We start from the raw sequence: 17,137 nt of genomic DNA on the forward strand, positions 1-17,137 counted from the left end.
GACTTCATTGAATTTTTTCTATATTTCTTAGTTACCCAAACACTTCCACCAGTCGTCGGCAGGCTTCCTTGATGACAAATTGTGGTGTTGCTGCGTTCAATCGGAAATGCTTTTCACCTTCTTTTCCAAAGGTCAATCCATCATTCAAATGCAGTTGTGCTTCTTCCAACAATTTCTCTGCTAGCTCTTGATGACTAAGTTCATAGGCTGAAAAATCCAGCCAAATCAAGTAGGTTCCTTGTGGCTTAAGGACCTTTATGAGTGTATTTTTACTCAATTCTTCTTGGACCAACAAGATATTTTCTTCCAAAACTGGTTTTAAGGCGGCCAACCAAGGTTTTCCGTGTCGGTAGGCAACTTCCGTGGTAATCAAGCCTAGGCTAGGGATTTCATGTTGGTTATTGGCCAATTGTCTCTTGGTAAAAGCTTTACGCAACTGAGGATTTTCAATAATAGCAAAGCTGTTTTTTGTTCCCGCTATATTAAATGTCTTGGTTGCAGAAGACAAAATGACCGAAAATTCCTTATGGTTAGAGGAAACCGTATTGAAGGAATGGTGCTCATGTCCAAAAAGGGTTAGGTCCTGATGGATTTCATCAGAGACTAAGATGACTCCATGCTTCTGACAGATAGCACCGAGCTCTTGTAGTTCCTGATGACTCCAAACTCTGCCACCTGGATTGTGGGGATTGCAGAAGATGTAGAGTTTGACACCCTCTTCAACAATCTTTTGCTCCAAAGCCTGAAAATCAAGAGTAAATTGGTCATTTTCTACACGAAGAGGCTGACTAATCAACCGTCTATGATTGAGTTGAATAGTACGGGCAAAAAGGGGATATACTGGCGTATTGCTCATAATTGCATCCCCCTCAGCTGTAAAAACTTGAACTGCGATGGATAGAGCCGGAACTACACCTTCTACCAAAACAAGGGCTTGCCAAAACCAGATAGAAATCATTTTTTCACTTTAGAAGAAGGTCATCACTGTAGTTGAAAATACTTTTTATCTAGTCAATGGTCTTAATAACACGGGCCGGATTGCCAGCCAGTACGACATTGTCTCCGAAAGATTTGGTCACGACAGAACCCGCTCCGACCACGACGTTGTCACCCAAGATCACGCCAGCCAAGATAATAGCACCCCCACCAATCCAGACATTATCACCAATCTCAATCGGTGCTCCATATTCAGGTCCAGCAATGCGTTCCTCTGCCTTGAGCGGATGAAGGGCTGTGTAAAACTGAACATTTGGTCCCAACATAGCATTCTTTCCGATGGTCACAGGGCAAGTATCCAAAACAGTCCAGTTGAAATTGGCATAAAAATCTTCTCCGACGTGGATATTGCAACCATAGTCCAAGGTCAGGGGTGCTTCAATGTAAATCCGCTCTCCCGTTGTTCCCAGCCACTGCTTGGCAATTTCTGTTCGTTTGAAGCTGTCCAACTCTGCAGCATTAAAGGCCTGGCGGTAAACTCTGGCCTGCTGCCGCAAGGCTACCAATTCACTATCTGCTGCATTGTACATCTGCCCCGCCAGCATCTTTTCTTTTTCTGTTTTTTCTTCTCTTTTATCGTTCAAGCTAAACTAGCCTCACTTTCCAAAAACCCTTGCAATCCGCTCACTGGCTTCTTTTATGGTATCAAAAGGTGCTGCGGCATTTAATCGTACATGCTGCTTACCGTCGCTGCCGAAGACCAGACCGTCATTTAGGAGGACTTTAGCCTCTTTTTCTAATTGTTCCATAAGGTCAGCCTGACTCAGGCCGTAAGCTGAAAAATCTAGCCAGATTAAATAAGTCCCCTGTGGTTTCATGACCTGAATCTTGGTACGGGTTTCCAGATAATCCACTGTAAAATCAACATTTGTTTCGATGACTTTTTTCAATTCTGCCAACCAATCGGCTCCGTAACGGAAGGCTGTTTCGGTGGTAATCAAGCCGATAGCAGGAATTTCATGCTGGCTATTAGCCAATTGACGTTTGGCAAAAATCTTCCGCAGTTCTGGATTTTCAATAATGGCAAAGCTATTTTTGGTGCCTGCAATATTGAAAGTCTTAGTCGCAGACGATAGGACAATCGAAAATTCCTTGAATCGGTCATCAACTGTATTGAAGGACTGGTGCTGATTGCCAAAGAGGGCTAAATCCTGGTGGATTTCATCTGAAACCAGAAGGACGCCATGTTTCTGGCAGAGCTGGCCAACAGCAGCCACTTCTTCCTTGGTCCACACACGGCCACCGGGGTTGTGTGGATTACAAAAAATATAAATCTTGACCTCATTTTCGAGGATGTCTTTTTCTAATTTTTTCAAGTCAATGGTAAAAATTCCGTCTGACTTGACAAGAGAATTAGTCACCAAGTGGCGGTTGTTGAGCTTGATAGTCCGCGCAAAGGGAGGATAGGCAGGTGTATTGATGAGGACTGCGTCCCCTTCCTTGGTAAAGGCCTGAACGGCAATGGTCAAAGCTGGTACAACTCCTTCGACCAAGAGAATGCTATCGCGCTCAATCTCGTAGCCATGCTGGTTTCTTTCCCAATCAATAATGGACTGATAAAGCCCCTCGCTGGCATAGGGATAGCCAAAAATGTGCTGGCCAGCATAGTCACGGATAGCTTGGCGGATCTCTGGTAAAGGCTCAAAATCCATGTCCGCAATCCACAGTGGCAAGAGGTCTGCATCCTCTTCCACCTTACGCCATTTTTCTGCATGTTGGCCCAATCGGTTGGGCCGGCTGGTAAAATCATAGCTAGTCATATGATCCCTCCAAGGCTTGTTTCAAATCAGCAATCAAATCATCCGCATCCTCAATTCCAATAGATAGACGGAGTAAATCGTCTGTCAGACCATAGGAATGACGGGTTTCTGCTGGAATATCAGCATGGGTCTGGGTCTCTGGATAGGTAATCAAACTTTCCACCCCACCCAAACTTTCCGCAAAGGTAAAAATCTCAAGGCTGTTGAGAATGTGGGGAATGGTCGCCTCATCTGCAACCTTAACAGAAATCATGCCACCCTTGCCGGTATAGTAAACCTGCTTAACTGCTGGGCTATTCTCCAAATAAGCCACAATCTTCTGAGCATTCTGAGTCGCACGTTCCATGCGGATCGACAGGGTTTTGAGACCACGCATGAGCAGGTAGGCATCCAGCGGCGACAGGGTTGGACCAGTCGTATTTTGGTCATAGAAGAGCTTGTCGTAAATAGCCTGGTCATTGGTCATGAGAACTCCAGCCAAGACATCATTGTGACCAGACAGATACTTGGTCGCAGAATGCAGGACCACGTCAGCACCCAGCGTCAGAGGATTTTGATAAATCGGACTGTAAAAGGTATTATCGACAATGACCTTGGCACCTTTGGCATGGGCGACAGCCGAAACCTTAGCAATGTCAAATTCCACCATGAGCGGGTTGGTCGGTGTCTCAAGGAAAACGTAGTCGGTATGGTCGTCAATGGCCGCTAGTAGATCCTCCTCGCTATTGGCATAGGTAAAGCTGAAACGCCCCAGACTCTCCTGCTCGTTAAACCAGCGGAAAGAACCACCGTAGAGATCACGCGCTGCCACAATTCTACTGCCGACTGGAAAGCCGTTGAAAAGCAAAACCAGAGCCGCCATTCCTGAGCTGGTCACCAGGGCATAGTCCGCCTTCTCAATCGCTGCCAGAGTTTTTTCCAAACTAGCACGGGTCGGATTTTTGGTGCGGGTATAATCAAAACCTGTGGACTGGCCGAACTCCGGATGCTGGTAGGTAGTCGAAAGATGGATAGGCGATATGAGGGCTCCCGACTTCTCGTCACTATTTATGCCCGTCCGGGCCAAAATCGTATCTATTTTTAATTCTGTCATCTTCTCTACCTCGTTTCTATATCTACTAGTCTAGCAGAAATTGGCTTATTTTTGGGAAAGAAACCGAAGATTTCCTATAGGAAAAACTAGAGCTTTCTTATAGTTTTTAGCTATAAAACCCCGTGAACATTTGCATAAAAATCCTGGACAACATCCTTAAGAATTGATATACTATACTTGTGAAAGAGCTTTCAAAGGAGGTTCCTATGACATTCCAAAAAGATTTTTATCGCTATTCGGAGTTTTATTGGTTGATTTTCTGGATGATTCAGATTGGACATATCTGGCTTAGTTACCCGGAAAGTCAGTACCTGCCTTTAAATCTGTTTTTATCTCTGACTCTGCTCATTCATGCTTATCGGGCCTTTTTCAAGCCCAAGCATCGCTTTTCGAAAACCAGAACCATTTGGCTTGTCATTGCCTTGCTACTTCTGTGGCTTGGTGCTATCGTGATATATAGGGGCTACTAAGATGTTCAAACAGTTTAACAATCAGTTTTACCGCAGTCTGGATTTTTACATGGCCATTTGCTTGATACTATATAGTTTGGGAGCTATTTTGGACAATGAATATAACTGGTGGATATACTTACAACCGATTTTGATTCCTTTCACTCTCTACCAATCCTTCTTTTCCAAGAAGGGCAATCTGAAAAAGGATTGGCTGATTTATCTTTGTGTCGGAATCGTCTTCTTGGGATTCTGGTTAGAATTCATTGCCTAGTTACTTGCCCTCTCGTGTATTTCCGAGAGGGTTTTCTTGTCCTGACTTGTCAAATATCCTCGATAGGTTTACAATAGAAACATGATAAAAATTGAACGTGTAGTAGACATCTTAAAAGCGGATAACAACTTCCGCCAGATCAAACAAAATAATCAGATTGATAGCACTTGGACGGATGTCCAGTTTGACGCTCTCAGCTATGACAGCCGCACTGTTAGCCCAACGACCCTCTTTTTTGCCAAGGGTTTGGCCTTTAAGAAGGAATTTCTGGAAAAGGCTATCGAGGCTGGGCTGGCTTTTTACGTGTCTGAAATCGACTATGAGGTTGGCATTCCTGCTATCATCGTCCATGACATCAAGCAGGCTATGAGCCTGATTGCTATGAATTTTTATGGTCATCCCCAGAAACAGCTCAAACTCCTGGCCTTCACCGGTACCAAAGGTAAGACAACGGCGGCTTATTTTGCTTTTAACATTCTTAAACAGAGCCACAAACCTGCCATGCTTTCGACCATGAACACCACGCTGGACGGCAAGACTTTCTTCAAGTCCACCCTGACCACGCCTGAAAGCCTGGACCTCTTTGCCATGATGGCGGAGGCGGTCCAAAACGGCATGACCCACTTGATTATGGAGGTGTCTAGCCAGGCTTACTTGGTCAAGCGAGTTTACGGGCTGACCTTTGATGTCGGCGTCTTCCTCAACATCAGCCCTGACCACATCGGCCCCATTGAGCACCCGACCTTTGAGGACTATTTCTACCACAAGCGGCTTTTGATGGACAATAGCAGAGCGGTTATTGTCAATGCTGGAATGGACCATTTTGAGGTGGTGAAAGACCAAGTCAGCTCCAAAGACCATGACTTTTATGGGCCGACTTCTGAAAACCAGATTAGTCAGTCAGCAGGTTTTGACTTCACAGCGACTGGCAAATTGGCTGGCCACTACGACATCCAGCTGATCGGAGGCTTCAACCAGGAAAATGCCATCGCAGCTGGACTGGCCTGTCTCCGCTTGGGTGCAAGTCTGGAAGATATTCACACAGGGATTGCCCAAACCAATGTCCCTGGCCGCATGGAAGTCCTGACCCAGCAGAACGGGGCCAAGGTATTCGTGGACTACGCCCACAACGGCGATAGCGTGAAAAAGTTAATCGATGTCGTCTTGGAACACCAGACTGGCAAGGTTATCTTAATTTTAGGAGCTCCTGGTAACAAGGGAGAAAGCCGCCGCAAGGACTTCGGTCTCCTCCTCAACAACTATCCGCAGATTGAAGTCATCTTGACAGCAGACGACCCTAACCGAGAAGATCCTGCTGCCATTGCCGCAGAAATTCGTTCCTACATGACTAGACCCAGCGACTTTATCTTGGACCGTGAAGAAGCCATTGCAAAAGCCATGAGCCAAACGACTGGTGGTCAAGATGCGGTCATTATCGCAGGGAAAGGCGCCGATGCCTACCAGATTGTCAATGGAGAGCATGCTCCTTACGACGGCGACTTGGAAGTTGCACGGAAATATCTATAAATAATAAGAGCCCGGGAAAGACCTAGGCTCTTATTTTCAGCAATTTTTCGATGTCCTTTTTCAACTTGCTAGGTGGAGTTGTCGGCAGATAGCGCTTAACAACCCGCCCCTGTCTGTCAATCAAAAATTTGGTAAAATTCCATTCAATGCTCCTGCCCAAAAGGCTGGATTTTTCTTTTTTCAGCCATTGATAGAGCGGATCCGCCTCGGGACCATTAACCTTGATTTTTGCGAAACGAGGGAAGGTCGTACCAAAATTTAGACTACAGGCTTGGTGAATTTCTCGGTCCGTTCCACTAGCTTGATTAGCAAACTGATTGCAGGGAAAATCCAGAACCACAAATCCTTCATCTTTGTAGCTTTCGTACAATTCCTGCAATTCCTTATACTGGGGTGCCAGACCACATCCCGGTGCCGTATTGACTACCAGCAAGACTTGACCAGCAAAATCAGACAGGTCTTGCTGGCTGCCGTCCATTTTCTTCACTGAAAAATCGTATAGATTCATACTTTTCTCCTCAATCGAAATAGGTCAGTAAATGTTGGATTTCTGTTTGGGTTAAGGTTCTGTATTGACCCAGAGGTAAATCTCCTAAAGCGAAGCCGCCAAAACTGATCCGTCGCAGATAAGTCACCTTGACTCCATAGGCTAAAAACATTTTCTTGACCTGATGAAACTTGCCTTCGGACAGCTGGATGGTCGCTCTGCTATGTTCCAAAGAAGAAAAATCAACCGTCAGCTGACAGGGCTGGCAGCGTGTGCCGTCCAAAAAGGTTACGCCTGAGGCAAAGAAAGTGGGCGCATCCTGGCTAAGCGGGCCATTGACCTCTACATAATAGGTCTTGTCCACATGGTGCTTGGGATGGAGCATCCGAAAGCCTAGAGGTCCATTGTTGGTGATGAGGACCAGGCCTTCCGTGTCCCTATCCAAACGCCCCACTGGATATAGCCCAGTCGCCCGATCCTCAGGCTCAAACAGGTCAATAACGGTCTGGTGCTCCTTGTCGGACACGGCAGAAACCACACCCGCAGGCTTATGAAGCAGATAATAACGACTGCCTTCCAGTTCAACCCTCTGGCCTACAACTTCAATGTTCTGTAGACCTGGGTCCACAATTTGGCTTAGGCTGGTTGCGACCTGTCCGTCAATGCAAATCCGCTGGGCTTTGAAAAGTTTTTTTACCTGCTTGCGGGAGCCAATCTGAGCCGCCTCCATACATTTGTCTAATCTCATGGGACTATTGTATCACAAATCATATAGCTTGACTCTTTTTGAAAAAGGTTTATAATACTAGTTAGTGATATATTTTTTTACAAAGGGAATCCAATCATCCTATTGGATTTCCCATTTTTTCAGTAAGGGAGAAAATTCATGGGACTTTTACAAGATGGCAAATGGGTAGATCAGTGGTATGATACCAAGTCTACAGGTGGCAAGTTTGTTCGTACAGTCACACAATTTCGCAACTGGATTACACCTGATGGTCAGGCTGGTCCGACAGGAAAAGCTGGTTTCAAGGCTGAGTCTGGTCGCTACCACCTCTATATTTCTCTGGCTTGTCCTTGGGCTAGTCGGACCTTGATTATGCGTAAATTGAAGGGCTTGGAAGACCATATTTCCCTGTCTGTCGTTCATCCACTCATGTTAGAAAATGGCTGGACCTTTGAAGATGGACCTGGTGTTATCAAGGATCCCCTCTTTAACAGCGACTATCTCTATCAGGTCTATTTGAAGGCTGATCTGCATTACACTGGCCGTGTGACAGTGCCTGTTCTTTGGGATAAAATATCCAACACCATCGTCAGCAATGAGTCTGCTGAGATTATGCGGATGTTCAATACTGCCTTCAATGACATTACGGGCAATCATGATGATTATTATCCAGCAGACTTGCAGGCTGAGATTGATGCCATGAATGACTTTGTCTATCCAAACATCAACAACGGCGTTTACAAGGCAGGCTTTTCAACCAATCAAGCAGTCTATGAAAAAGAAGTCAAAAATCTCTTTGCTGCCTTGGAGAAATTGGAAGAACATTTAGTAGATAAGGACTATCTAGTTGGCAATCAATTAACCGAGGCTGACCTGCGTCTCTTTACCACCTTGGTGCGATTTGACCCTGTATACTTTGGACATTTCAAATGCAATATCAAGGCCTTGGTGGACTATCCAAACTTGTGGGATTATACCAAGCGGATTTACAACCATGCTGGTATCGCAGAAACGGTTGACTTTAACCATATCAAACAGCACTATTACGGTAGCCACAAGACCATCAATCCAACAGGCATTGTCCCTGTCGGACCTGATTTGGACTGGACACTATAAGATATAAAGGGAGATGATATCCTCCCTTTTCGTATGGTATAATAGTTCAGATTTTTTTAAAAGGAGATTGACATGTCTGAAATTATCGCAAAACGCGTATCCAACTATGAATTATTTTATGATTTGGTCTTTGTCCTGGCCACTTCTTCACTGACTGGACTCTTGCACGGTGACCATATCGGTCTCAGGGAAATTCTACTTTTATCACTGCCAACCTGATTATTATGACCTTGTGGATTAATGAGACGATTTACCTCAACAAATATGGTGAACGGGATTTGTTGGATATTAACACGATTATTGCGTCCATGTTTGTGGTGGGACAACTGTCTCTAACCTTTAGCCATGATTTTGAAGCGACCGCCCTACCATTTACCATCTTTTTGACCCTGTCATATTCGATACTTTGCTTGCAGTACTACCTTCGTGGTCGGAAAATCGGTTTTACGGCAGATATAAAAAATAGTCTCTATATATTTGGGATTTATGTGCTGGTATTTTTCTTGACTTCGGTAGCTATTTACTTTAATTTCTGGACCTATGATGAAAAGAGCCTCTTGCTTTTATATCTCCCGTATATTATTTCCTATTTCTTCAAGGACAAACTCAGTCACGATGCTATGAACTTTCCTCACATCGTTGAACGGTGTCAGTTGATTACCATTATTACCTTTGGTGAAACGGTCATTGCGATTTTGAAGAATTATCCGATTCAGACGCATCTGCTCACTAGTGTTCTCTTCTTCTTGGCAATGGCTTTCTCCTTTATGTTTTACATTTCGCAAACCTATCTCAATATCAATCACCATCAAAAGACAAATGTAGCCACCTTACTCTATGCCCATATGGTACTGGTTTTAGGCCTCAACTTTTTTACAGTTGCTGTGGAGGTTTTACCGGGTGAGCACGCTAGTTTGGGTTTGCCTTTCCTACTCATTGGTTACTTCCTCTACTATCTAGGAATCCTAATGACCAGTCGCTACAACCAAGACCTTTATCGACTGAATAAAATGGTTTGGCTTCAATATGCCATTCTGGTATTCAGCACCATCATTCTTCTGATAGCCTTCCACCACTATCTAACCTTGATTGCCGCTATACTGGTTGCTAGTTCATTTATGATGCTCGTCATCTCTTTCCGCCACCGCAATCGTGTAGAAGCTGACCTTGAATCCTAAAAAACCGACTGCCAAAAATGGTAGTCGGTTTTGTCTGTTATGCTAATTTACTGGCTGCTGCCTGGTCCACGATGAGGACTACATCCTCGTGGTTCTGAAGGACGCTGGCAGGGACATCTGTGGTCACTGGCCCTTCCACTGTTGCCTTGATGGCGTCGGCTTTTTCAGGTCCATAGGCCATGAGGACAATGGTTTTTGCCGCCATGATGTTAGCAATCCCCATGGAAATAGCCTGTTTTGGCACTTCCTCAATGGTCTCAAAGAAGCGACTGTTGGCCTCGATGGTCGAAGGAGCCAAATCAACCAAGTGAGTCTGACCGTCAAAGGGCGCCCCTGGTTCATTGAAGCCGATGTGGCCGTTGCGACCGATACCCAGGATTTGAAAATCGATGGGTTTGTCTGCCAAAATTTGATTGTAGCGGGCTGTTTCAGCTGCCGCATCCTCAGCCAATCCATTTGGCAGGTAGGACTGCTTGAAGGGTTTGCTATTGAAGAGTTGCTCCTTCATAAAATAGATATAGGACTGATTACTTTCCTCGCCTAGCCCGACATATTCGTCCAGATTGACCGAGATCAGGTCAGAAAAGTCCAGGTCGCTCTCGCGGATGAGTTTGTAAAATTCCAGAGGACTGGAACCTGTTGCCAAACCGAGGACCTTGGCACCGCCGGCTAATTTTTCTTTTAATAAATTGAAGGCCAAATCTGCGCCTTCTGCTTGATTTTCAACTACATGAACTTTCATGGTAACCTCCTTGTTGGTATAGACCGTTTTCCTAATTTTATTATATGGTATATACCAATTTTTGTCAAGTCATCTTGCTTACAATTCCCATCCTGCTAGCCTATTCCCCCTAAAAATGCTATAATGAAGGTATGTTAAAAGATTTACTCATTCTATTTTTTCTGGGAAATATCCTCTGTCTGATTGGGTATTTTGTGAAAAATCAAGTCCTGCTCAAGCGTATTCTCTATGGGATTGGTGGACTATTGATTGCATCACCATTTTTAGTTCTGGCCTACTTTTTATACGCTATTTTTTTGTAAGGAGTTGATATGAAAACAACAGATTTTGATTTTGAATTGCCTGAGGAGCTGATTGCTCAAGTTCCTCTTGAAAAACGGGACAGCTCCCGCCTGCTCATCCTGGATAGGGAAAAACAGACCATGGTGGACAGCCATTTTGACCACATCATCGACCAGCTCAATCCAGGAGATGCCCTGGTTATGAACAATACCCGTGTCCTACCGGCCCGTCTCCACGGCTTTAAGCCTGAGACTGGTGGTCATGTGGAATTTTTGCTCCTGAAAAATACCCAGGGGGACCAGTGGGAAGTTCTTGCTAAGCCAGCTAAGCGGCTCAAGGTCGGTACTACTGTCGCCTTTGGAGACGGCAGATTGACCGCCACAGTGACCCAGGAATTGGAACATGGTGGTCGCATCGTCGAATTTGCCTACGAGGGCATTTTCCTAGAAGTCTTAGAAAGCCTGGGAGAAATGCCACTTCCGCCCTATATCCATGAGACCCTAGAAGACCGCGACCGCTACCAGACCGTCTATGCCAAGGAAAATGGCTCCGCGGCGGCACCGACAGCTGGTCTCCATTTCACAGAAGAATTGCTCCAAAAAATCGAGGCCAAGGGTGTCAAGCTAGTCTATCTGACCCTCCATGTGGGATTGGGAACCTTTAGACCAGTATCAGCTGATAATCTGGATGAGCATGAGATGCACTCAGAATTCTATACCTTGACGGCCGAGGCTGCAACAATACTCAACCAGGTCAAGGCTGCTGGCGGACGCATTGTCGCTGTCGGCACCACCTCGATTCGCACCCTTGAAACCATCGGCAATAAATTTGACGGCCGACTGGAAGCTGACTCTGGCTGGACCAATATTTTCATTAAGCCCGGCTACCAGTTCCGCATTGTCGATGCCTTTTCTACCAACTTCCACCTACCCAAATCAACCCTGGTCATGCTGGTATCTGCCTTTGCCGGCCGGGAATTTGTCTTGGAAGCTTATAAACACGCCGTAGACCACCAATACCGCTTCTTCAGTTTTGGCGATGCCATGTTTATCCAATAAGGATTGCACTGTATAAAGGAGTTTGCAATGAATAAGATTGAAAGTCGGCACCAACTCATCCTCTCCCTGGTCCTGGAAAAGAAAATCCACACCCAGCAGGAGTTACAAGATTTGCTAGAGACCAACGGTGTGACGGTCACCCAGTCCACCCTGTCGCGCGATATCAAACAGCTCAATCTTGTTAAGGTCAATGAAGCAAACTCCGCCCACTATATCATCAATCCGATAGCGCCATCTCGGTGGGAAAAGCGGCTCCGCCTCTATATGGAGGACGCTCTAGTCGTTTTGAAACCCGTGCAACACCAGGTGGTTCTGAAGACCCTACCTGGTCTGGCCGGAACCTTTGGCTCTATCCTAGATGCCATGGAAATTCCTGAAATCATTGCAACCGTCTGCGGAGACGATGTTTGCCTGATTATCTGTCAGGACGAGGAAGCAGCGCTGGCCTGCTTTGAAGAGCTCAAGCACTACACGCCACCCTTCTTCTTTTCCAAGTAAGTGACAAAAACTCCTAGTTCCAAGTGAGCTAGGAGTTTCTTTTATTAAAATACCTATTTCAGACTAGTTCAAAATAGATTATTTTGTATTTTTCTTTTTGAACAAATAAACTGCGCTGGCAACTGCAGCAAGGCCCAGTAGGGCGTAAGGAAGGACATTCATGGAAGATGATTTTTCCTCACTGGTCTCTTCTTTTTTCTCAGGCGCTGCTTCTACTTCTAGAGTAGCGACACGCGCCTCCAAGTCCTTCTCAATCTCTTTCAGACGGGCAAAGGTTGTTTCCGCCCGCTTGATACTGGTTTCAGTGGCGTGCTTGCTTGCCTCTTCAGGATTTTCAGCTACTAGGGAAATGATTTCCTGGTTCAATACATCCTGTTCCTTGATCCAGTCCGCTTCCAGACTCTTGACTTGGTCAATGACTTCCGTACCAAATTCATCTGGATATTGAGCTACCATATCGTTGATATGAGAAATAACCCAGTACCAAGAATCCGCACTGTATTCTGTGCTGGTGTCCTGATAGGCCTTATAGGTGTCTATGATATTACCAAAATACGGTAGATAAGGTGCATTGCGCGGACTTCCCATGGCTAACCACATCACTCCGCCACCGACTTCTACAGGCAATTCATCCTTGAGCTGGAAGATATGGGCCTCCATGACATTTTCATTAGAAATCGGATAGGCATAGCCATCGATAGCATTCTTATTCTCAGGCTTGCCCTTACCGTCCAATTCCATTTGGTCCAGAGGTTTCAAATCCAAGCCTTCAAAACGGTTTCGCTGCAGGGCCATGGCATCTTCCAAGCCCAATTTTTTATCCGTCGTGTGCAATAATTCATAGTAATCATCTTCGTAGGTCACCTTGGAATCCGGGTCCAATGACTTGATGCCTGAAAATGACCGCGAACGGTTGGCGTCTGATAGCGGTGGATTGTAGGATTGGGCAATATGAAACTGACCGTCCACTTCCTTGTAGGTACCCGCTTCTTCCGCCAAACCTTTGACATTGTCAGAAGTAATCACGCCCTCCTTATCCGAAAAATCAATATGACCTAGATAGAAGGTATTTGGAAAGACAGCAAACTTATCTGCTGGGAATTTGATAGCTACATACTGGTGACCAGACAAGATTTCCATATACCAGATGCCTTCCTTGTCCGCAAAGAGGACAATATTCCCTTCTGCTGAGCCCTTTTCAGTCACAATTTTTGCGACCAGGTCTACAGCTTCACGGGCCGTTTTAGCATATTGGAGAACAATACTGGTCATGGAAGATTCTGCCAATCCATCTTCTACATAGGGATCCAATTTTAGAATGTCATCATTTGCCGTTGCAGAAACGGTCGCTGAAATTGACAGGCCATGTTCATTAAAACCAGCCTCGTCGTAGACACCATACTCCGGAGTAACATCGGGTACCGCTGTGTATTTGTGAGATACTGCTGGCAAAGGATAGGTAAAACCATTAGACTGGTCTTCCCACTTGGCCCCTTGCTCATTTTCCGTCCGTGGATACACGCGGAAGGTCTTATTGTGATTTGGTTCCAGGTCTTCTGTCCGTCCATAAAGCCAGGAACCATCTGTGGTCAGGTCCTTACCGATGACAAAACCCGTGCAGGCTGACACGATTGGCTGACCAATCCATAGACTACTGCACAAAAGCAACAGTATAGCCGATAACTTTTTCTTCATGACTTCCTCCATTCTGAAATCAGTGCAAAAAATAACCTGTATCCACATAGAGCCAGCAGACACAGGTTTTGATAAGAACACAATTTGGAAGTGGAATTCCAATCAGCTACTAGAAGCCGATAACTTTCCAACTTCTATTGATCAGAACCTGCTAGACGATAGACCGCCTCAGCATATATTTCCATGGTCTTATACAAGTCTCCCAGGGGCATTCGTTCATTTTCTTGATGCTCAGTTTGTGGCGTTGATGGGAAGCAAGCCCCAAAGGCCACACAATTTGGCATGGTCCGAGCGAAGGTTGCTCCTCCAGATGAGATGGGCTGACTGTCTAAATCACCTGTTTTTTCCTGATAAACAGCCATCAGCGTAGTCACTAGCTGGCTGTCCAGAGGGACATAAAGGGATGGGAGATAGTCAAATTCCTCATAGGTCAAACCCAAAGCTGCTGCCTTAACAGACAGAGTCTCCACCAGCTGGTCCTTATCTGCCAGGACTGGAATGCGAATATCCAGACGAATTTCAGACCGGTGGGAATCGATGGTCAGGCCCGCAATATTGAAACTCAGAGCACCAGACGGCTCATCACTTACATCTCCAAATAAGCCCTGAGCCGTCGCGTCCTCCCCAATCGTATTAGCAATGAAGTCCAAAGCTGGGTGCTGCTCAAACTTATCCAGAGCCTTGGCCAAGCGCACAATGGCATTGACACCCTGGGCCGCATCCTTGGCGTGTTTGGACAGACCGAGTACGACAACCCTGTCGTCATCCATTTCATAATCAAAGCCCAATTGCTTCAACTCAGCAATAACGCTGGCCAGGAGATGGCCAGAATAGCAAGCCTTAGCCGGTACGACATTGTAGGCCGTCCCAGCCTCCAGGTGCAAATCTCCCTGACCTGGACCATGGAGTTTGGCCTGCAAGAGCCCCTTTTCAGCATAGGTTAGCGGGAAGGATGAATCCGGTGCAAAGCCCATTGTAGCCTCTTCTTCCAGCTGATTGTAGCGATGGAGACAACGCCAGAGCGTTTCCTCATCCGTTCCGAAGATAAAACGCACACGTTTGGTAAAGGTCACACCAGCATCCATCAGGGCCTTGACCGCAAAGAGCGCAGCCATGGATGGTCCCTTGTCATCCTGCACCCCCCGCCCAATCATGAGACCGTCCTTTATCACAGCCTCAAAAGGGGGCGTCTTCCACTTGGTCAGGTCACCAGCCGGCACCACATCCAAATGACAGAGAATGGCTAAAAGTTCCTGACCCTGCCCCACCTCAGCATAGCCGTAATAACCTGCCGGGTCCAGATAGGTTGAAAAGCCTAGCTGACGACAGAAGTCCAGGGTAAATTCTAAGGCATCCTGAATCGGTTGACCAAATGGTGTCTTGGTTTGATGTTCTTGTAAAATAGAGGGGAAGGCGACCAAATCTTGAATGGCCGCTAGACAAGCCTGCTTGTCTTCCTCTCTGATAAAATTCCTTGTCACCTCAATACCTCCATTCTATCCGATAGTCGGAAAACATTCATGGGTAGTTGGCTATATTGCCTAGTCTAAAAGAAGGTTGCTACTGCCAGAATGAGGATGGAAGCCACAATGATAGCGGCAATCAATTTACCAACGTATTTGTACCAGATACCAATTTCGATACGTCCTAGAGCCAGGGCACCCATTACAATACCAGATGTCGGTGCTACCAGGTTAAGGACACCAGACGCTGCCTGGAAGGCTGTGATAATCAAGCTAGCAGGCACATTGACAAATTCGCCCAAAGGAGCCATGATACCCATAGAAGCTCCTGCCAAACCTGAAGTTGATGGAATCAAGAAGGACATTGGCAGATAGAAGAGATAGGTCAGGATGATAAAGACTTGAGGAGATAGGCCTTGCAGACCAACTTCACCCCAGTTGAGGATGGTAGCTGTAATCATACCATCGTTCATAATGACCTGGATACCACGCGCCACCGCACAAATCAAGGCAACGCTGAGCAGGTCGGCTGCACCATTCAAGAAGGATTTGACCAGGCGTTCTTCTTCCATTCCGTAGACAACACCAATCATAACACCGGCTACACCAAAGAGCATAGCACCTTCTGGGAAGTACCACCATCCAAATGGATAGGTCGTAATCCCCACAATTTGACCAAGAACTGGAATGGAAATCAGCCATTCTTTGATATCTGTAAAGAAATTCACGCCCAAGTCTTCCCAAGGAATGAAACTCAAAATCATGAAGACAAAGGTTAGGAAGAAGAGGATCAGCACGCGTTTTTGGGCAGGTGTCAAGGTATTATTGACCTCACGGTCGGCATTAACATTGAAATGCTCCATGTCTGCTTCACGCTGGTTGTAGACCAGTGATTTGGTAGGATCCTTTTTCACTTTTTCCGCATAAGATGCCACAAAGAACATGCCTAAACCGAGGATAACGATGAAAAATACAATCCGCCAGATCATACCATCTGCGATGGAAACCCCTGCTGCCGCTGATGCCACACCAGTCGCAAATGGGTTGACCGTTGAAGCCAAACAGCCAATCTGTGAACCCAAGAGGATAATGGCAACACCAGTCAGACTATCATAGCCAACCGCCATCATAACCGGAATTAACAGAGGGAAGAAGGCCATGGTTTCCTCGCCCATACCATAGGTCGAACCACCCAGGGCAAAGAGGAACATAAGGATGTAAATCAACCATTTTTCATGGCCCTTGAAGCGCTTCACGATAGAGGCAATCCCTACGTCCAGCGCTCCAGTTTCATTCACAACTCCCAGGAAAGCCCCAACCATCAAGATGAAGAAGGAGACATCAATGGCAGCTGATGTTGCTCCGTGGCCCAGCATAGCCCGAACCGGAGCCATAAAGACATCCCAGATACCCTGCGGATTTGAGTCCACAGCTTCATAGGTGCCTGTGATAAAGTTTCCCGCATCATCAACCTGATATTGACCCGCAGGAATAATCCAGGTCATCACTGCCATCGCGGCAATAATGAGCATGAGTATAGTGTAAGATGAAGGCATTTTAAAGCCTTTTTTTACTTTTTCGCTCATGGCAAAAAACCTCCTAATATATTTTTACATGATTGTTTTTCACAGGAAAAACACTTAGAAGCTCTATTCACAAGCAAGGAACATTTAGACCAGAAAGTTTTTCTTATCAAGATAATTTCTTCAAGAATACAAGATATTCTGAAAAAACTAGGATGATTGACAGATAACCAGTCATAGCCAAATGCACTGCTCTGTGAATACAGATT

The 17,137-nt window shown here is 45.8% G+C and carries 18 protein-coding genes; 8 read left to right on the plus strand and 10 right to left on the minus strand.

The genetic code is table 11. The features are described from left to right. Window positions 1–31: 31 nt before the first annotated feature. Genes ACHBIF_RS00170 through ACHBIF_RS00185 form a run of 4 tightly spaced genes read right to left on the minus strand, consistent with a single transcriptional unit; the run spans window position 32 to window position 3,849 of the window. Window positions 32–958 (minus strand): MalY/PatB family protein, encoded by a 927-nt coding sequence (locus ACHBIF_RS00170; RefSeq protein WP_394717853.1) that lies wholly within the window; start codon window positions 956–958, stop codon window positions 32–34. Window positions 959–1,007: 49 nt separating this feature from the next. Beyond that, a complete protein-coding gene (locus tag ACHBIF_RS00175; RefSeq protein ID WP_394718119.1) occupies window positions 1,008–1,541 on the minus strand; it encodes a sugar O-acetyltransferase in 534 nt (177 codons plus the stop codon). 51 nt (window positions 1,542–1,592) lie between these two features. Next, entirely contained in the window at window positions 1,593–2,756 is a 1,164-nt protein-coding gene (locus ACHBIF_RS00180; RefSeq protein ID WP_394717855.1) for a MalY/PatB family protein, read from the minus strand. Continuing rightward, complete coding sequence (locus ACHBIF_RS00185) at window positions 2,749–3,849, minus strand: cystathionine gamma-synthase (protein WP_394717857.1); 1,101 nt, start codon at window positions 3,847–3,849, stop codon at window positions 2,749–2,751. The genes ACHBIF_RS00180 and ACHBIF_RS00185 overlap by 8 nt, the downstream gene beginning before the upstream one ends. 206 nt (window positions 3,850–4,055) lie before the next feature. Between ACHBIF_RS00185 and ACHBIF_RS00190 the strand changes: the two genes are divergently transcribed. From ACHBIF_RS00190 to ACHBIF_RS00200, 3 genes are all read left to right on the plus strand, one after another. Next, window positions 4,056–4,319 carry a hypothetical protein gene (locus ACHBIF_RS00190; protein WP_105122821.1) on the plus strand — a complete coding sequence of 88 codons (264 nt, stop codon included), beginning with the start codon at window positions 4,056–4,058 and terminating at the stop codon, window positions 4,317–4,319. 1 nt (window position 4,320) lies between these two features. Then, on the plus strand, window positions 4,321–4,572 hold the full coding sequence (locus ACHBIF_RS00195; protein ID WP_257104375.1) for a hypothetical protein: 252 nt from the start codon (window positions 4,321–4,323) through the stop codon (window positions 4,570–4,572). A gap of 81 nt (window positions 4,573–4,653) precedes the next feature. Then, entirely contained in the window at window positions 4,654–6,099 is a 1,446-nt protein-coding gene (locus ACHBIF_RS00200; RefSeq protein WP_394717860.1) for a UDP-N-acetylmuramoyl-L-alanyl-D-glutamate--L-lysine ligase, read from the plus strand. 22 nt (window positions 6,100–6,121) lie between these two features. Here the strand turns inward: ACHBIF_RS00200 and ACHBIF_RS00205 are convergent, their stop codons facing one another. Both ACHBIF_RS00205 and ACHBIF_RS00210 read right to left on the minus strand, forming a co-directional pair. Beyond that, the gene (locus ACHBIF_RS00205; protein ID WP_172067004.1) at window positions 6,122–6,607 is read right to left on the minus strand and encodes a glutathione peroxidase; all 486 of its coding nucleotides are present in this window, start codon (window positions 6,605–6,607) and stop codon (window positions 6,122–6,124) included. A 10-nt stretch (window positions 6,608–6,617) separates the two neighbouring features. Continuing rightward, complete coding sequence (locus ACHBIF_RS00210) at window positions 6,618–7,334, minus strand: pseudouridine synthase (RefSeq protein ID WP_105110541.1); 717 nt, start codon at window positions 7,332–7,334, stop codon at window positions 6,618–6,620. Between the two features lie 138 nt (window positions 7,335–7,472). Between ACHBIF_RS00210 and ACHBIF_RS00215 the strand changes: the two genes are divergently transcribed. The 3 genes from ACHBIF_RS00215 to ACHBIF_RS00225 all read left to right on the plus strand — a co-directional run bounded on the left by ACHBIF_RS00215 (window position 7,473) and on the right by ACHBIF_RS00225 (window position 9,607). Next, window positions 7,473–8,429 (plus strand): glutathione S-transferase family protein, encoded by a 957-nt coding sequence (locus ACHBIF_RS00215; RefSeq protein ID WP_105122816.1) that lies wholly within the window; start codon window positions 7,473–7,475, stop codon window positions 8,427–8,429. Window positions 8,430–8,501: 72 nt separating this feature from the next. Beyond that, entirely contained in the window at window positions 8,502–8,648 is a 147-nt protein-coding gene (locus ACHBIF_RS00220) for a hypothetical protein (protein ID WP_238140732.1), read from the plus strand. Window positions 8,649–8,653: 5 nt separating this feature from the next. Beyond that, complete coding sequence (locus tag ACHBIF_RS00225; RefSeq protein WP_238140731.1) at window positions 8,654–9,607, plus strand: low temperature requirement protein A; 954 nt, start codon at window positions 8,654–8,656, stop codon at window positions 9,605–9,607. A gap of 37 nt (window positions 9,608–9,644) precedes the next feature. Here the strand turns inward: ACHBIF_RS00225 and ACHBIF_RS00230 are convergent, their stop codons facing one another. Beyond that, window positions 9,645–10,349, minus strand: a complete 705-nt coding sequence (locus ACHBIF_RS00230; protein ID WP_394717864.1) for a glucosamine-6-phosphate deaminase — start codon at window positions 10,347–10,349, stop codon at window positions 9,645–9,647. Between the two features lie 311 nt (window positions 10,350–10,660). Here ACHBIF_RS00230 and queA point away from each other — a divergent pair, with 311 nt between their 5' ends. After that, window positions 10,661–11,689 carry a tRNA preQ1(34) S-adenosylmethionine ribosyltransferase-isomerase QueA gene (gene queA, locus ACHBIF_RS00235; RefSeq protein WP_394717866.1) on the plus strand — a complete coding sequence of 343 codons (1,029 nt, stop codon included), beginning with the start codon at window positions 10,661–10,663 and terminating at the stop codon, window positions 11,687–11,689. Window positions 11,690–11,716: 27 nt separating this feature from the next. Next, window positions 11,717–12,187: an arginine repressor gene (locus ACHBIF_RS00240; RefSeq protein ID WP_105122813.1), complete on the plus strand. Its 471-nt coding sequence runs from the start codon at window positions 11,717–11,719 to the stop codon at window positions 12,185–12,187. 78 nt (window positions 12,188–12,265) lie between these two features. Here the strand turns inward: ACHBIF_RS00240 and ACHBIF_RS00245 are convergent, their stop codons facing one another. The 3 genes from ACHBIF_RS00245 to ACHBIF_RS00255 form a co-directional block, all read right to left on the minus strand. Beyond that, window positions 12,266–13,882, minus strand: a complete 1,617-nt coding sequence (locus ACHBIF_RS00245) for a C69 family dipeptidase (RefSeq protein ID WP_394717868.1) — start codon at window positions 13,880–13,882, stop codon at window positions 12,266–12,268. 134 nt (window positions 13,883–14,016) lie between these two features. Next, window positions 14,017–15,363, minus strand: a complete 1,347-nt coding sequence (locus tag ACHBIF_RS00250) for a dipeptidase (protein WP_394717870.1) — start codon at window positions 15,361–15,363, stop codon at window positions 14,017–14,019. Window positions 15,364–15,428: 65 nt separating this feature from the next. Then, the gene (locus ACHBIF_RS00255) at window positions 15,429–16,931 is read right to left on the minus strand and encodes a YfcC family protein (protein WP_394717872.1); all 1,503 of its coding nucleotides are present in this window, start codon (window positions 16,929–16,931) and stop codon (window positions 15,429–15,431) included. Between the last annotated feature and the right edge of the window lie 206 nt (window positions 16,932–17,137).

Source organism: Streptococcus sp. A11, from assembly GCF_043674225.1.
Taxonomy (GTDB): Bacteria; Bacillota; Bacilli; order Lactobacillales; family Streptococcaceae; genus Streptococcus; species Streptococcus suis_V.

Coding starts and splice junctions, on each gene's coding strand:
- ACHBIF_RS00205 (WP_172067004.1), bottom strand. CDS start 6,607: ATGAATCTATACGATTTTTCAGTGAAGAAAATGGACGGCAGCCAGCAA.
- ACHBIF_RS00185 (WP_394717857.1), bottom strand. CDS start 3,849: ATGACAGAATTAAAAATAGATACGATTTTGGCCCGGACGGGCATAAAT.
- ACHBIF_RS00245 (WP_394717868.1), bottom strand. CDS start 13,882: ATGAAGAAAAAGTTATCGGCTATACTGTTGCTTTTGTGCAGTAGTCTA.
- ACHBIF_RS00200 (WP_394717860.1), top strand. CDS start 4,654: ATGATAAAAATTGAACGTGTAGTAGACATCTTAAAAGCGGATAACAAC.
- ACHBIF_RS00215 (WP_105122816.1), top strand. CDS start 7,473: ATGGGACTTTTACAAGATGGCAAATGGGTAGATCAGTGGTATGATACC.
- ACHBIF_RS00210 (WP_105110541.1), bottom strand. CDS start 7,334: ATGAGATTAGACAAATGTATGGAGGCGGCTCAGATTGGCTCCCGCAAG.
- ACHBIF_RS00195 (WP_257104375.1), top strand. CDS start 4,321: ATGTTCAAACAGTTTAACAATCAGTTTTACCGCAGTCTGGATTTTTAC.
- ACHBIF_RS00175 (WP_394718119.1), bottom strand. CDS start 1,541: ATGCTGGCGGGGCAGATGTACAATGCAGCAGATAGTGAATTGGTAGCC.
- ACHBIF_RS00220 (WP_238140732.1), top strand. CDS start 8,502: ATGTCTGAAATTATCGCAAAACGCGTATCCAACTATGAATTATTTTAT.
- ACHBIF_RS00180 (WP_394717855.1), bottom strand. CDS start 2,756: ATGACTAGCTATGATTTTACCAGCCGGCCCAACCGATTGGGCCAACAT.
- queA (WP_394717866.1), top strand. CDS start 10,661: ATGAAAACAACAGATTTTGATTTTGAATTGCCTGAGGAGCTGATTGCT.
- ACHBIF_RS00190 (WP_105122821.1), top strand. CDS start 4,056: ATGACATTCCAAAAAGATTTTTATCGCTATTCGGAGTTTTATTGGTTG.
- ACHBIF_RS00240 (WP_105122813.1), top strand. CDS start 11,717: ATGAATAAGATTGAAAGTCGGCACCAACTCATCCTCTCCCTGGTCCTG.
- ACHBIF_RS00225 (WP_238140731.1), top strand. CDS start 8,654: ATGACCTTGTGGATTAATGAGACGATTTACCTCAACAAATATGGTGAA.
- ACHBIF_RS00230 (WP_394717864.1), bottom strand. CDS start 10,349: ATGAAAGTTCATGTAGTTGAAAATCAAGCAGAAGGCGCAGATTTGGCC.
- ACHBIF_RS00255 (WP_394717872.1), bottom strand. CDS start 16,931: ATGAGCGAAAAAGTAAAAAAAGGCTTTAAAATGCCTTCATCTTACACT.
- ACHBIF_RS00170 (WP_394717853.1), bottom strand. CDS start 958: ATGATTTCTATCTGGTTTTGGCAAGCCCTTGTTTTGGTAGAAGGTGTA.